The 13,935-nt window shown below is 67.6% G+C and carries 12 protein-coding genes; 6 read left to right on the top strand and 6 right to left on the bottom strand.

All coding sequences use genetic code 11. The features are described from left to right. Window positions 1–346: 346 nt before the first annotated feature. On the bottom strand, window positions 347–1,774 hold the full coding sequence (gene gnd / locus ACZLZY_RS20490; protein WP_472935900.1) for an NADP-dependent phosphogluconate dehydrogenase: 1,428 nt from the start codon (window positions 1,772–1,774) through the stop codon (window positions 347–349). A gap of 288 nt (window positions 1,775–2,062) precedes the next feature. Then, window positions 2,063–2,311 carry a hypothetical protein gene (locus ACZLZY_RS20485; protein WP_472935899.1) on the bottom strand — a complete coding sequence of 83 codons (249 nt, stop codon included), beginning with the start codon at window positions 2,309–2,311 and terminating at the stop codon, window positions 2,063–2,065. Window positions 2,312–2,550: 239 nt separating this feature from the next. Between ACZLZY_RS20485 and ACZLZY_RS20480 the strand changes: the two genes are divergently transcribed. Continuing rightward, window positions 2,551–2,742 carry a helix-turn-helix domain-containing protein gene (locus ACZLZY_RS20480; RefSeq protein WP_472935898.1) on the top strand — a complete coding sequence of 64 codons (192 nt, stop codon included), beginning with the start codon at window positions 2,551–2,553 and terminating at the stop codon, window positions 2,740–2,742. A gap of 127 nt (window positions 2,743–2,869) precedes the next feature. Here ACZLZY_RS20480 and ACZLZY_RS20475 read toward each other — a convergent pair whose 3' ends face one another. Both ACZLZY_RS20475 and ACZLZY_RS20470 read right to left on the bottom strand, forming a co-directional pair. After that, on the bottom strand, window positions 2,870–3,280 hold the full coding sequence (locus ACZLZY_RS20475; protein ID WP_496253595.1) for a hypothetical protein: 411 nt from the start codon (window positions 3,278–3,280) through the stop codon (window positions 2,870–2,872). Window positions 3,281–3,427: 147 nt separating this feature from the next. Then, window positions 3,428–3,895: a hypothetical protein gene (locus ACZLZY_RS20470; RefSeq protein ID WP_472935896.1), complete on the bottom strand. Its 468-nt coding sequence runs from the start codon at window positions 3,893–3,895 to the stop codon at window positions 3,428–3,430. 203 nt (window positions 3,896–4,098) lie between these two features. On the opposite strand from ACZLZY_RS20470, the gene ACZLZY_RS20465 reads away from it, so the two are divergent. Together ACZLZY_RS20465 and ACZLZY_RS20460 are read left to right on the top strand one after the other, a co-directional pair. Beyond that, window positions 4,099–4,773, top strand: a complete 675-nt coding sequence (locus ACZLZY_RS20465) for a spermidine synthase (protein WP_472935895.1) — start codon at window positions 4,099–4,101, stop codon at window positions 4,771–4,773. 97 nt (window positions 4,774–4,870) lie between these two features. After that, window positions 4,871–7,135 carry a fused MFS/spermidine synthase gene (locus ACZLZY_RS20460; RefSeq protein WP_472935894.1) on the top strand — a complete coding sequence of 755 codons (2,265 nt, stop codon included), beginning with the start codon at window positions 4,871–4,873 and terminating at the stop codon, window positions 7,133–7,135. Between the two features lie 481 nt (window positions 7,136–7,616). Here ACZLZY_RS20460 and ACZLZY_RS20455 read toward each other — a convergent pair whose 3' ends face one another. Both ACZLZY_RS20455 and ACZLZY_RS20450 read right to left on the bottom strand, forming a co-directional pair. Continuing rightward, window positions 7,617–8,858 (bottom strand): class I SAM-dependent methyltransferase, encoded by a 1,242-nt coding sequence (locus tag ACZLZY_RS20455; protein WP_472935893.1) that lies wholly within the window; start codon window positions 8,856–8,858, stop codon window positions 7,617–7,619. 167 nt (window positions 8,859–9,025) lie between these two features. Beyond that, window positions 9,026–11,512, bottom strand: coding sequence for a cation:proton antiporter (locus tag ACZLZY_RS20450; protein ID WP_472935892.1), 2,487 nt, complete (start codon window positions 11,510–11,512; stop codon window positions 9,026–9,028). A 264-nt stretch (window positions 11,513–11,776) separates the two neighbouring features. Between ACZLZY_RS20450 and ACZLZY_RS20445 the strand changes: the two genes are divergently transcribed. From ACZLZY_RS20445 to ACZLZY_RS20435, 3 genes are all read left to right on the top strand, one after another. After that, the gene (locus tag ACZLZY_RS20445) at window positions 11,777–11,998 is read left to right on the top strand and encodes a hypothetical protein (RefSeq protein ID WP_472935891.1); all 222 of its coding nucleotides are present in this window, start codon (window positions 11,777–11,779) and stop codon (window positions 11,996–11,998) included. 97 nt (window positions 11,999–12,095) lie between these two features. After that, window positions 12,096–13,184 carry a dipeptidase gene (locus tag ACZLZY_RS20440; RefSeq protein WP_472935890.1) on the top strand — a complete coding sequence of 363 codons (1,089 nt, stop codon included), beginning with the start codon at window positions 12,096–12,098 and terminating at the stop codon, window positions 13,182–13,184. An 85-nt stretch (window positions 13,185–13,269) separates the two neighbouring features. After that, entirely contained in the window at window positions 13,270–13,884 is a 615-nt protein-coding gene (locus ACZLZY_RS20435) for a Uma2 family endonuclease (RefSeq protein WP_472935889.1), read from the top strand. The last annotated feature ends 51 nt before the right edge of the window (window positions 13,885–13,935 follow it).

The raw sequence follows: 13,935 nt of genomic DNA, 5'->3' as shown, positions 1-13,935 counted from the left end.
CGTGAGCGTTGCGCCGGCTGCGGTTAGGGACGTTGCTTCATGTCACGGGGGGCAGCCGGAGAGCCAAGCCGGCAAGCGGTCGGGACGAGCCGTGCGCAGAGCCATACCGGGCGCTCTCACCCGGCAACGCTCTGCGCTATTTTAACCGAAAGGCGATGCCGGACCTGTCGATCCTAGTTCGACGCCTTTCGGCTCGGTCTCATCACGATAGAGATAGATGCCGAGGGCGATGACGCGGACGACGTGGGCCGCGACAGAGATGGCGTGCGTATTCTGTTTAACCGGTCTTCGCTCGCTGCCGCACCCGGTCCATGCAACTGGTGCATGGACCGGGTGCGGATAGGTGTCAGACGATCGGCCAATGGTGGTGGAACACGCCCTCCCGGTCGAGCCGGCGATAGGTGTGCGCGCCGAACAGGTCGCGCTGTCCCTGGATCAGGTTGGCCGTGCCGCGGGCGCGCCGGTAATCGTCGAAATAGGCGAGGGCGGCCGAGAGTGCCGGGACCGGGATGCCGGCAAGCGCGGCCTTGGCGACGACGCTGCGCAGCGCCGTCTGGCCTTCTGTGACACGGGCGACGAAGCTCGGCGCCTGCAGAAGGTTCACCACCGTCTCGCCGGTGTCGTAGGCCTGGGCGATGTCGTCGAGGAAGCGTGAGCGGATGATGCAGCCGGCGCGCCAGATGCGGGCGATGTCGCCGAGCGGCAGGTTCCAATGGAAGGCGGTCGAGGCTTCGGCCATCGTCGCATAGCCTTGCGCATAGGCGATGATCTTCGCGGTCTCGAGCGCTGCCTCGAGCTCGCCGAGCCCGGCGGCATCGGTCTTGAAGGCGGGCGCGGTCGTCGCGACGCCGGCATAGAGCGCCTCTGCCCCCGCACGCTCGGTCCGGCGGGAGGAGACGCCCCGCGCCGACACCGCCGATTCCAGCGTCGTCGCGCCAATGCCGAGCTTCTGCGCCTCGATCACCGCCCAGCGCCCGGTGCCTTTCTGCCCGGCTTCGTCGAGGATCACGTCGACCATCGGCTTGCCGGTGTCGGGGTCGGTCTCTGCGAGGACCGTCGCGGTGATCTCGACGAGGTAGGAGGAGAGGCCCCGCGTGTTCCAGTCGGCGAAGATTTCCGCCATGTTCAAGGCGGCCATGCCGGTGCCGTCACGCAGGATGCCGTAGATCTCGGAAATCATCTGCATGTCGGCATATTCGATGCCGTTGTGGATGGTCTTGACGAAATGGCCGGCGCCGTCCGGACCGAGCCAGGCGACGCAGGGCTGGCCCTCGTATTGCGCCGAGACCGGCTCCAGCATCGGCTGCAGCGTCTGCCAGATCTTCTCCTCGCCGCCGACCATGATCGAGGGGCCGTTGCGCGCGCCGACTTCGCCGCCGGAGACGCCCATGCCGACGAAGTGGATGCCGGTGCCCTCGACGCGCTTCGAGCGGCGGACGGTATCGTTGAAGTCGGCATTGCCGGCATCGATCATGATGTCGCCGGGCGACAGCAGCGGCATGACGAGGTCCATCTGCTCGTCCACCGGGGCGCCGGCATTGACCATGAACAGCACGGTGCGCGGGCTCTTCAACCCGTCGATGAAGGCCTCGATCGTCTCGGAGGGGACGAGGTTGCCGGCGAGCGCCGGGTTCTCGTCGCGCAGGGCGAAGGCCTTCGCGGTCGTGCGGTTGTGGAGGGCGACGAGGAAACCTTCCTCGGCGATGTTGAGCGCGAGATTGGCGCCCATGGTGCCGAGGCCGAGCACGCCGATATCCGCTTTGGTGTCCGTCATGGAGAAGTTCCTGAGCTGGTTGGCCAGTGGGGCAAGGCGGGATGGGAGAGGAGCGTCCGGCCCGCTGAAAGCCGCCCCGCAGCGGCGTTGTCCTCCCGTTCCGCGAGCAGGAACAGGCTTTGACACCATCGCCGGCGCCGACCGAGGGATCGTTCGGCACAGCTCTCCGGTAACGCCGATCGCAGCATTTGGCAAAGGCTTCCCAGTGCCGGCCAAGCCGCGGGGCGGAAGCAGCGTCAGGTTTTTGCATTCGCGGGTGGGGAGGAGTGTGTCCGGTCGGCGAAGCGGTCAGCCGGCCGACACGGTTCCCGCGGGCGTCGCGGCTTCGCGCAGCGCGGCCAGCCGGCGCGACAGCGGCTCGGCGAGCGAGTCGCGGCGCTCGCTCGGCGCATCCAGCGAGTCGACGAAAGCCGCGACCGCCTGCTGCAGGCGGCGTTCGGCATGCTCAACGGCAAGCCGGGCGGCCGCATAGCGGTAGGGCCGCGTGGCGGGCGTGTGGTTGCCGAAAGCATTGAGGTCGTCGAGTGCGTAGGCCATCATCAGCTCCTGAACGCCTATCCATAGCGGGCGGGGGCTTGAGCGAAGCTGGGTGGACGCCCGCCGCGCGGCAGGGGCAGGGCGGCCGCGCGCTCTTGCCGAAACCGGACCCGCCGCCCTAAGTCCCGGGAAGCGCCACTCTCGAGGGGGTGCGGCAAGGTCTGGCGGGGAACAGCTCAGACGGCCCCAGCGGGGAGGCCATGCGGGCGAAGGGGCTGGCAGGGCAACGAGGAGACGGAATGAGCCTTGCAGACAACGTGCAGCGGCTGCGGATCACCGACGGACAGACCGTGGAAGAGCTTGCCGCCGCCACGCGGCTGCCAAAAGCGATGATCCTGTCGATCGAGAACGGCCGGATCGGCACCGCCAACAAGGCGGTGCGGGCGCTGGCACGCCATTTTGGCGTCAGCGTCGAGACGCTGGAGGCCTGACGCCGGAGAAGAGGTGCGGGCACTTCCAGACTAACGGATCAGCGATGCTTGAAGCTCGCCCGGCAGCGTGAATCAGCGCTGTGTACGGAAGAGGCAAGGCCCGCTCCGGTCAATCAGACCGTGCCGATCAGATCTCGCCGAGCAGTTCCCCGACGCGCAGGGCATAGCCGTTGGCGCGTTGCGTCTCCGCTTCGGCCTCGGCCAGCCGGGTCTCGGTCGAGCGCAGTTTCAGCTTGGTCTCCCAGGCCTCAATCTTCACGTCATGCAGGGCAGCGTCGGTTTCCTGGGCGCGTGTCTCCAGTTCGGCGACATTGGCTTCCAGCGAAGCGATATAGGCGTGAAGCCGCGCCTGTTCTTCCTCGACCCGCTGCATGAAGGCACGCGTGTCGGCTTCCACGTCCTTGAACTTGCGCTCGTAGTCCTTGATCGTGGCTGCCGCGCGCTCGACCAGCTTCATGGCGGACGGCCAGTTGCCGTCGGTTTCCTCGATGGCCTCTGTCGTTACCGCAATGGCGTTGGAGTTCAGCGCGGCCAGCACGGGCGTGCTGTCCTCGCCCGCGTCCCGCAGCTGTCGATCGTGGTCTGCGAAAGCGTGTGCTCGAAGAGTCTCGGCCATGATCCCTGATTCCTTGACGTGCCCCGCGCCTGCAAACGCAGGGGTCGTTTGTTCCGTAAGAGTGCAGCGTCAGGAAGCTTGGCGCTGCGAGCTGCCGCCGAGCTTGCCGAAGCTGTTGACGATCGTGCCGCCCAGACGATCGAGCCATGCTTCTGCAGAGGTCGCCCGCGCCGTCGCGGCGGCGGCCTGGCCGTAAGCGCGCTCGATCTCGCGCTGCGCCAGACGCAGCTGCGCGTGCAGCGCCTCCAGTTCGGCGCGAGACTCTTCGCGTGTCTGTTCGGCCTCGGCCTCAAGACGCGCGATCCGCTCTTCGCTGTTGCGCAGCGCGGCGCTGGCATCCTCGACCAGGGAAAGCGCGCCGGACCAGTCGGCCTTCGGAGCAGAGGCAGGACCTTCGCGTGGCGCTGCGTCCTCCGATGGCGGCAGCAGCTCGACGGTTTCCGGCGCCGGGAGCCTGCCACCCGCACCTGCCTCGTTGCCCGTCCCGCGCAAGGCCCAGGCTTCCAGACCGTTCGCCCACCTTGTCGGTTGTTCCATCGTCAACTCCGCCAACACTGCGCATCACCGAATGATAGCTCAATAAGCAAATCGGTGGAATCGGCATTTTACCAATTCTTAACTATTGGCACGTCTCTGGCAAAGCTACCAGCATATCAAAGCTTTCCAGAGGTGGAGCGTGGCCGAATGGCGTCAGGATTTGTTGCCGCCGTCGCGCCGTAGGGATCGAGGATAAGGCCGTCATGATTCCGTGGATCCCCCTTGATGTCGCCGCCGTGCCCGGTGGCGGCGAGCTCAAGCTGATGCGGCGGGGCCAGGAGTTCTCCATCATGGCCGGTGCGACAGAGCTGATGAACAGCCGCCTCAGCGGCTCCGAAGAGGCGCTGGCGTCGCTCTCGATCGACCGGCTCGGCGGGCGGGCAGCGCCCGCCCTTCTGATCGGCGGGCTCGGCATGGGGTTCACGCTGCGCGCGGCGCTTGAAGCGCTTGGTCCGGCGGCAAAGGTCACCGTTGCCGAACTCGTGCCGGCGGTCGTCGCCTGGGCGCGGGGGCCGATGGCGGAGGTCTTTGCCGGCTGCCTCGACGATCCGCGAGTCGCCATCATCGAGGGCGATGTCGGCGCGTGCATCCGAACGGCAGAGCGACGCTACGACGCCATTCTCCTCGACGTCGACAACGGGCCGGATGGGCTGACGCGGCGGGGCAATGACAGTCTCTACGACGCGGCTGGTCTCATCGCGGCCCGGCGCGCGCTGCGCCCCGGCGGCGTCCTCGCGGTCTGGTCCTCGGCGCCCGACCGCGCCTTCACCGCGCGCCTGACGCGGGCCGGCTTCCGCGCCGAGGAGGTCAAGGTCCGCGCCAATGGTCGCCGCGGCGGCGCCCGCCACGTCATCTGGCTCGCCACCGCTCCGTCCTGAGGCGCCGCGGGCGGGCGCGGCGTGCCTGCCGCGGGGGAAACCGGATCTTTACCATGCGCCTGCTAGCAAGGTTCGACCGACCCGCCGAGACCGCGCCATGTCCCTTTCGTCGCCCGCTGACGTTCTGCCGCGGACCGGGTCGGCCGACCGGCTGCTGCCTGTCCTCTTCGTCGCGACGGCGTTCCTCTCGGCCGCCCTGCTGTTCAGCGTGCAGCCGATGTTCAACAAGCTCGTCCTGCCGGTCGTCGGCGGCTCGGCCGCAGTGTGGTCGATCGCCATGGTCTTCTTCCAGGCGATCCTGCTGTTCGGCTATGGCTATGCCCACCTCCTGACGCGGTTTTGTCCGCGCCGGCTCATCCTGCCGGTGCATCTCGGCCTGGCGCTGCTGGCGATCGCCATGCTGCCGGTGGCAATTCCCGGCGGCTGGGGCGCCATGCCCGAGCGCTACCAGCCGGTCTGGCTGCTCGGGCTGTTCCTCGTCGCGGTCGGGCTGCCGTTCTTCTGGCTGTCCGCCAACGGGCCGCTGCTGCAGGCCTGGTACGCCCGCAGCGGCCGTCCGGATGCTGACCAGCCCTATTTCCTCTATGCCGCCTCGAACGTCGGCTCGTTTGCCGCGCTCCTGTCCTATCCCGTGGTGATCGAGCCTTTCCTGCGTCTGGGTGTCCAGACAGGGCTCTGGGCCGGCGGTTTCGTCGTCCTCGCCGTGCTCCTGGCGGCCTCGGGCGCTGCGGCCCTCCATCGGGGGAGGGGGATGGTCGCCCAGGCACCGGCAACACCTTGCGAGGCGGCGGTCGTCAATGGCCGGAAGCGGCTGAGCTGGGTGCTTCTCGCCTTCGTGCCCTCTGGCCTCCTCGTCTCGGTCACCGCGCACATTTCGACAGACATCGCCGCCGTTCCGCTGCTGTGGGTCGTGCCGCTGGCGCTGTTCCTCCTGACCTTCGTGCTGGTCTTCGGCGACCGGTTCAAGAACGCCGCTCCTGCGCTGGCGCGGCTGCAGGTCTGGGCCGTGGCGATCGCGCTGATCAACCTCGTGCTGCCCGCCCCGTTCTGGTTCGGCATCCTCATCCATCTCGTCGCCTTCTTCTTTGCGGCGATGGTCTCTCATGCGACGCTCTACGGGCAGCGTCCGCCGGCGCGGCAGTTGACCGAATTCTACCTCTTGATGTCGCTGGGTGGCTGCCTCGGCGGCATCTTCGCCGGGCTCGTCGCGCCGCTGATCTTCTCGACCGTTCTTGAATATCCGCTGCTGCTTCTGTGCTCGCTGTTCTGCAGTCCCGGCTTTGTCGCTGGCCTGCGCAAGGGCGGCTGGCGCACGCCGCTGGCGCTCGCCCTCGGCCTTGGCGCGCTCGTCCTTCTCGGCCATGCCCTCGGCACGCGGCTGGGGACGCTGCCGCTCGTGCGCTGCGGGCTGATGCTGGTCGTCGCCGTGCTGCTGATGGCCCAGTGGCGGGCGCCGTCCTGGCTGGCCCCCGCGGCGCTTGCGGCGGCGATGCTGCTGGCGGGCTTCGGCTCGCCGGCCGAGCAGGCGATCCGCTCGTTCTACGGCGTGCACAAGCTCGATGTCACCGCGGACGGCCGCTACCTGACGCTCGCCCACGGCACGACGCTGCATGGCGCGGAGCGGCGTCTCAACGACGACGGCACGCCGGTTACCGGCCGCCCGGAGCCGACGACCTACTACACCTACGAGGGCGGTCTCGGCGTCGGCATTGCATCGATCCGGGCGGCGCAAGGCGGGCAACTCGCCCGCGTCGCGGCGATCGGGCTCGGCTCGGGAAGTCTTGCCTGCCACAGCGCGCCGTCCGAGGACTGGCGCTTCTACGAGATCGATCCGGAAGTGCTGAAGATCGCCCGCGATCCCCGCTACTTCCACTTCCTCGCAGCCTGTGCGCCGACAGCTGGCGTGGTGCTGGGCGATGCCCGGCTGACGCTCGGCAAGAACGCCGGAGGGGAGAGCCTCATCGTCATCGACGCCTTCTCGTCCGACTCCATCCCCGCGCACCTCATCACGCGCGAAGCCTTCTCGCTATACCGGCAGACGCTCTCGGCGAACGGCGCCATCCTCGTCCACATCTCCAACCGGCACCTCGACCTCACCCAGATCCTGGCGCGAACGGCGGCAGAGGCCGGCCTTGTCGCCTACAAGATCGAGGATCACTCCAGCGAGCCGCCGGAGAAGCGGCTGCGGCAATCGAGCGAGGTCATGGCGTTTGCCGCCGCGCCGGAGGATCTTGGCAATATCGCCACCGCCGGCATCTGGAAGAGGATAGTGCCCGACCTCAACCGCCGTCCCTGGACCGACGACTTTACCAACATCGTCGAGGCGCTCCGGGATCGCTACGTCAACGGGCGGCTGCGCTGAGGCGGCGGAACGCATTCGGCTCCGGCAAAGGCACCGACCTCGCGAGACTCGAGGACGAATGATGATCAAGCGGACAGAATGGATCTAGCGGCCAGTCGGACGGGCCGCGTTCTAGCGAAACAAGGCGAGCACTTCCTTCACCCGCGCCGTCAGGTTCGGCAAAGGCGGAGGGGGCTGTTCCTTCTCGCGTTTCCTGACGGGCAGGAAAACAATGTTCGTCATCGTCTGCGCTCGATACGAGCCGACCCATGCCGGTCGGCAGTTTGACTGTCCCGGGCCCTTCGCCCCTCTTCTACTCGCCGCTTTACGGTCGTTAGCTGCATTACCTTACTGCGCCGAGTCTAAATGATTCGGTTTCCCCGAAGGGCGGCAAAGGACAAATTGCAGAAATGGTAAACGGCGGCGACGGCGCGGCGAGACTGTCTAGGGACAAGCGCGTTACTTTGGGGCCTTCCGTCAGGACTCGGCGAGACGCCGGCGCTCAGAGCGGCGGCAGCCGTTCTGCTTCGAGCGCGGCGTAGCGGCGCTGGGTATCGATCGCATAGTCCCGCACGATCGGCACGGCATCGCGCTGGCGGCAGAGTTGCAGGTGGAAGACCATCTGCGCGCCCGACCGGAACATCGTCTCGCAGGACAGGAGATAGAACTCCCACATCCGGGCGAAGCGTTCGTTGTAGAGCGCGACCACGGCCGGGCGGTTGGCCTGGAAGCGGCTTTCCCAGATCGCCAGCGTCCGGGCATAGTGCAGCCTGAGGCACTCGAGGTCGGCCACCCACAGCGAATGCCGCTCGACCACCGGCAGGACCTCCGACAGCGAGGGCGAATAGGCGCCGGGAAAGATGTACTTGCGCAGCCAGGCGCTGGTGCGCGCCGGTGGGCTCATATGGCCGATGGAGTGAAGGAGGGCGATGCCGTCGTTCGGCAGCAGGGCGTTGATCTTCGAAAAGAACTCGTCGTAGTGGCTGACGCCGACATGCTCGAACATGCCGACGGAGACGATGCGGTCGAACCGTCCCTCGACCTTTCGGTAGTCGATGAGTTCGAAGCGGACGCGGTGCGACAGGCCGGCTTCCGCGGCCCGCTGGGTCGCCAGCGCCTGCTGCTCCGTCGACAGCGTCACGCCGAGCACCTCAACGTCCTCCATGGCGGCCAGATACAGCGCGAGATCCCCCCAGCCGCTGCCGATGTCGAGCACCTTCTGTCCCGGCCGCAGGTCGAGCTTGGCGGCCAAGAGCCGCAACTTGTTGCGCTGTGCCTGTTCCAGGCTCTCGTCCTCGCTGCGGAAGTAGGCGCAGGAGTAGAGCATGTTGCGGTCGAGGAATAGCCGATAGAACGCGTTGCCGAGATCGTAGTGGTGCGCGACGTTCTTCTCGGCCTCGCCGACGACGTTGCTGCGCCGGCGCTGACGCAAGAGGCCCGACCATTTTCGGACGAACTTCTGCAGGGGATAGGCGCCGAGCCCCGTTCGGTTCAGCGAGAACAGCGCCAGGAAGTCGCGGAGATGCGAGCCTTCCTCGAACAGGAGCGTGCCATCCGTATAGGCCTCGCCGACGGCCATGTCGGGGTTCAGCACCAGCTTGCGGTAGAGCGCCTTGTCTGTCAGCCGCATCACGACGCGCGGGCCGGGCGCGCCCTCGAAACTGTGCCGCCGGCCGTCGGCGTCGATGACCACGAGGGTGCCCTTGCGGATGAAGCTTTTCATCATGTGGGACAGCGGGAACATGGGCGGCCCTCTCGCGGTGCGAAGACGCCATCATGCATGCTTCCTATCCCTGCGGAAGGTCTGGCAACCCGCCCATCAGCGCCGGCGACGTTCGACCGCAGGGACGAAGCGTCCGCAACCTCGGTATTCCGGTCCAGCCGCCGGTCAGCGGGACTGACAGGCCGGCGTCAGGCCGCCTCGACGTCGGCAACCCCCGCATTTTCGTCGCGCCGGCGCTGGCCGACCGTTTCGACCGCCGTCCGCAGCGCCGGGTGCATCGACAGGAAGCGCTGGAAGTCGGCGAGCGAGAGCTGCAGCAGCGTGCAGTAGGCGATCGCCGTGACGTCGGCCTGGCGCTTGACGTCGAAAAGCAGCGCCATCTCGCCGAACACCTCGCCGCGGCCAAGGCGGATCACGGTGGCGCCGGTGTCGATCTCCACGGCGCCCGAGAGCAGGAAATAGGCGGCGTCGCCGACCTCGCCGCGGGTGATGATGCGCATGCCGGGCGCGGCGAAAAAGGGTTTCAGGAACTGTTCGAGATCGGTGCGGTCATCCGGCGAAAGCGGGCTGAACAGGTCGCAGCGGTCGATCATGTCGCGGGTGTCGAGGCCGAGATCGAGCGGCGGGCTCAGCGTGTCGGCGTCGTCGCGTTCCGACAGTGTCAGCAGCACGTCGCGCTCGACCTCGCTGCTGATCAGGCCGGAGCGCCGGAGATGCGCGAGTTCCATCGCCTCGCGCGCCCGCGCCGACCGGGCGATGACCGCCCTTTCCAGCGCCACGACATAGGCCGGATATTGCAGCCGCACCGCATCGATCTCGCGCTCGATCAGCGCCAGCCGCTCGCGCAGCGCATCGGTGGCGGTGTCGAGCGTGCCGATGCCGACCACCGGCCGCAGGTCGCTCTCGACGAACATCAGGAGTTCGCTGACCACCAGCGAGGTCTCGATCAGCGTCTCGAACCGCACCGACAGCCGCAGTGACAGCAGCCGGCTGTAGCCGAAGCGGCGCTGCAGGCTGAAGGCGACGCGGTCGAGCCAGAGGAACTCGATTTCCTCGCGGTTCGCCCGGCGATAGCCCTCGATGCCGTCGGCGCGCGCCATGTCGAGCCGCCGCCGGGCCTCGGCCGAGAGCCGCTGGGCGATGCGCGGGGCGACGGTGCCCATGGCGAAATGCTCGAGCACCGTCTCGCGCTCGCGCAGCCCGATCGACACGAGCGCGATGGCGACCCTCTCGGCCTCGGTCAGCGCGTCGGCAGCGCGTTCCGCCGAGGCCGTGGTCGCCACCTCCTCGGCCAGCGCAGCGTCGTCGGCACCCTCGGCCACGGCCCCGTCGGCCTGGAAGCGTTGCGCCATGTCGCGGGAGAACCGTCCGACGCGGGTGGCGGTGACGTCGAGCGCCATGTCGCGCAGCACCCGGTCGACGCCCGTCAGTTTGTTGAGCCCGAGCCTCTGGATCAGCGGCCGCAGCGTCGTGCCTTGCACCAGCAGCGTCATCAGCGTGAAGCCGGTGGCAAGGGTCGCGACGAAGCCTGCGGTCTCGTCCGGAATGCCGGGATGCTCGGTTACGGCGAGTGCCAGAGCCAGCGTCATCGATCCGCGCAGGCCGCCCCAGAGCACGACGATGCGATAGGGACGCGACACTTCGGCCGATAGCCCGAGCCGCGTCAGCAGCGGCAGCAGGCCGAACAGCACCAGCGCGCGGGCGAGCAGCGCGGCGACGAAGACGATGCCAAGCAGCACGAGATGGAAGGGTTCGGCCTTGCCGAGAAGGCGCGGGATGGTCAGCGAGGTCAGGACGAAGATCAGGATCGCCGACCAGGAGGCGAGCTGCTCCCAGGTGTCGGCGAGATGGCGCCAGGTGTCGGTGGTCATTCGCCCCGGCGCGAGCGTTGCGAGCGTCACGCCGGCGGTCACCACCGCGATGATGCCGGAGACGTGCAGCATGTGCTCGGCGCCCCAGAAGCAGAAATAGGGGACGGCCAGGCTCAGCGAGATGGCGGTGAGGCGGTCGTCGCCGATCAGCTTCAGGAGGGACAGGAAGATCAGCGCGATCAGGAAGCCGACGGCTGCCCCGCCGAGCGGCAGCAGCAGGAAGTCGAGCGCGGCATCGGTGACGGTCAGGCTCGCCGGCGAGACGATCGCCGCCGAGAAGATCAGGAACAGCGCGATGGCCGCCGCATCGTTGAACAGGCTTTCACCCTCGACGAGCTGCGTCAGCCGCTCGGGCGCGCCGACATCCTTGAAGATCGCGATCACCGCGACCGGGTCCGTCGTGGCGATCAGCGAAGCCAAGAGCAGGCAGGCCAGCAGCGGCATGCCGGAGAACGGCCAGAGCGCGAGGGCGACGCCGATCGTGGCGGCGATCACCGCGACCAGCGCCAAGGCGATGATCGGCAGCAGGTCCTCGCGCACCCGGTGCATGTCCACCCCCAGCGCGCTCTGGAACAACAGGGTCGGGAGGAAGACGTAGAGGAAGAGGTTCGAGCCGATCGGCAGGTCGGAGATGAACAGAGCGAAATCGGTCGGCAGCAGGCTGCCGGGATGGGCGATCGAATAGGCGCTGGCGAAACCGAGGGTCGCGCCGCCGAGCGCCAGCACGATGGAGACCGGAACCTGCAGCCGGCTCGAAAGCGGGCGGGCCAGCGCGCCGAAGGCGACGACGGCGGCGATCAGCACGACAATGGTGGCGACGTCGATTTCCAGTGTCGTCGCTCCTTTTGGGACGCTTGTCTCAGCCCGATTCTCTTTCCGGCACAGTCAGGGAAAGCCGGCGAGCGTCAAGCCCACTGGGCTCTTCAGCCCAAGCGAATTCCCTAGCCGTGCGGGCATCTTATCGGCGTCACGGGAATTTCATACCGTCCGATACGTTTTAGCTTGATTTCAGCCGCCAGCTGCTGCATTTCAATCATATCGAACGGTATGAAACGCGGAGGTAACCCGATGACGAACTGGACCGACACGGCGACCCCGACGACTGTCTCCCTCGGCAACCGCTTTGCGCCCTGGAAGATCTTCTGCACGACGCTCGACGAGGATGCGGACGAGACGGTGGAGACCGAGGCCGAGGAGGACGACGGGGACGCCGGCTTCGACGCCGAGGATCCGCGCGACCTGCGCGTCCGCGAGCGGCTGGCGCGCCTGGAGGCGTTCAGCGCCGCCTGAGGCGGAAAGCTCGGTCCGGGACGGTTGTCTCGGCCCGGGGCGCCCGCTATCCCAGCCGGACGGGCGTCGCCACGCGCCGCCGGCAAGGGATCACGACATGAGCGACCTCATCCCCGTCTTTGACGGCCATAACCCCGTGCCCGTCTTTGACGGCCATAATGACGTGTTGTTCCGCCTGTCGCTGCAGGAGGATGGCGACGTCGAGCGTGGGTTTATCGAAGGCGGGCAAGGCGGCCAGATGGACCTGCCGCGCATGCGCCAGGGCGGCTTCGTCGGCGGCCTGTTCGCGATCTATCCGCCCTCGGTGATGGAACGCGACATGCTGGCGATGATGCAGGGCCACGCCTACGACCTGCCGCTGCCAAAGCCGCTTGATTGGGTGGACGCCCAGCACCACACCTTGAAGATGGCCTCGATCATGCTGCGGCTGGAGCGCGCCTCGCAAGGCCAGTTCCAAATCTGCCGCTCCAACGCCGACATCCGCGCGGCGCTCGCCGCCGGCGCCATCGCCGCCGTGATGCATGTCGAGGGCGCCGAGGCGATCGACGGCGATTTCCGCATGCTCGACTTGCTGCATGCCGCGGGCCTCCGCTCCATCGGCATGGTCTGGAGCCGCCCGAACATTTTCGGCCACGGCGTGCCGATGCGCTATCCGAGCTCCCCTGATACCGGCTCGGGCCTCACCGATCACGGCCGCGAGCTCGTCCGGCGCTGCAACGACCTCGGCATCCTCCTCGACCTCTCGCATCTCAACGAAGCCGGCTTCTGGGATGTCGCGAAACTCTCTGATGCGCCGCTGGTGGCGACGCATTCCAACGTCCACGCCATCTGCCCGCACGCCCGCAACCTCACCGACCGCCAGTTCGCCGCGATCCGCGAGAGCAATGGCATGGTCGGGCTGAACTACGCCGCGGCCTTCCTGAGGCCCGACGGGCAGATGCTCCCCGACACCGGCCTCGACGTCGTCGCCCGCCATCTCGACGCGATGATCGAGCAACTCGGCGAGGATCGCGTCGGCCTCGGCTCGGATTTCGACGGCGCGGTCATCCCCGATGCGATCGGCGACGTCGCCGGCCTGCCGCGGCTCCTCGCCTATCTCAAGGAGCACGGCTACGGCGAGGCGCTGGTCCGCAAGATCGCCGGCGGCAACTGGCTAGCGCTGCTGGAGCGCACGCTGAAGGACTGAACCGCAAAGGCTCGAGGCCAGGGGCGCGTTGATCGCGTCCGTTGCCTCGCCTATTGTCCGGGACGGCGATTCAGATGGGATCAAGATGGCCTTCCCCGACCCAGAACTGGTCTCTTCGGACGAATTCCTCGGCTGGATTTCCACCCAGCAAGATCGGTTCGAGCTGGTCGACGGTCACATCGTCCGCATGATGGCGGGTGCCAAGCAGAGCCACAACGTGGTGGCCGCCAATATCCTGGCGGCCTTGCTGCCGCAGGCGCGGCGCGGGGGATGCCGGACGACCGCCAGCGACACCGCCGTGCGGACGGGGCCCGGCAGCATCCGCTATCCCGATGTCGTCGTCGATTGCGCGGCCAGCGACCCGAATGCCGTCGAAGCGCTGCGTCCGACGCTGGTCGTGGAGGTTGCTTCTCCCGGCACCTCTGCCATGGATGCGACGGACAAACTCGACGAATACCGAGCTCACGGCGCGGTCTTGCTGATTCTGCTCGTCGATCCCGATCTCGTTTCGGCGAAGCTCTACCGGCGCGATGGCGGTGGCTTCTGGCAGGTCGAGAAGTATGATGGCCTCGATCAGGCGATCGCGCTGCCCGAGATCGGCAGCGTGCTGGCTCTCGGCGATATCTATGCGTCGCTGGAGCCCGGCCTTCGTCCGCGCTTGCGGCTCGTGGAAAGCGGAGCGCCGGGCGACCTTCGCTAAAGCGATCGCCTGGAGTTTGGCGCGAGGCGAGAACCTGCCGCGTTCGCCATG

Source organism: Mesocryomonas lacus (genome assembly GCF_055730135.2).
The sequence above is the reverse complement of the archived record's forward strand: the minus strand, read 5'-3'. Positions and strand labels throughout refer to the sequence as shown.

What these genes read in the sequence shown, in the direction of transcription:
- gnd (WP_472935900.1), bottom strand. Translation starts at nt 1,774, where the DNA reads ATGACGGACACCAAAGCGGATATCGGCGTGCTCGGCCTCGGCACCATG.
- ACZLZY_RS20485 (WP_472935899.1), bottom strand. Translation starts at nt 2,311, where the DNA reads ATGGCCTACGCACTCGACGACCTCAATGCTTTCGGCAACCACACGCCC.
- ACZLZY_RS20480 (WP_472935898.1), top strand. Translation starts at nt 2,551, where the DNA reads ATGAGCCTTGCAGACAACGTGCAGCGGCTGCGGATCACCGACGGACAG.
- ACZLZY_RS20470 (WP_472935896.1), bottom strand. Translation starts at nt 3,895, where the DNA reads ATGGAACAACCGACAAGGTGGGCGAACGGTCTGGAAGCCTGGGCCTTG.
- ACZLZY_RS20465 (WP_472935895.1), top strand. Translation starts at nt 4,099, where the DNA reads ATGATTCCGTGGATCCCCCTTGATGTCGCCGCCGTGCCCGGTGGCGGC.
- ACZLZY_RS20460 (WP_472935894.1), top strand. Translation starts at nt 4,871, where the DNA reads ATGTCCCTTTCGTCGCCCGCTGACGTTCTGCCGCGGACCGGGTCGGCC.
- ACZLZY_RS20455 (WP_472935893.1), bottom strand. Translation starts at nt 8,858, where the DNA reads ATGTTCCCGCTGTCCCACATGATGAAAAGCTTCATCCGCAAGGGCACC.
- ACZLZY_RS20445 (WP_472935891.1), top strand. Translation starts at nt 11,777, where the DNA reads ATGACGAACTGGACCGACACGGCGACCCCGACGACTGTCTCCCTCGGC.
- ACZLZY_RS20440 (WP_472935890.1), top strand. Translation starts at nt 12,096, where the DNA reads ATGAGCGACCTCATCCCCGTCTTTGACGGCCATAACCCCGTGCCCGTC.
- ACZLZY_RS20435 (WP_472935889.1), top strand. Translation starts at nt 13,270, where the DNA reads ATGGCCTTCCCCGACCCAGAACTGGTCTCTTCGGACGAATTCCTCGGC.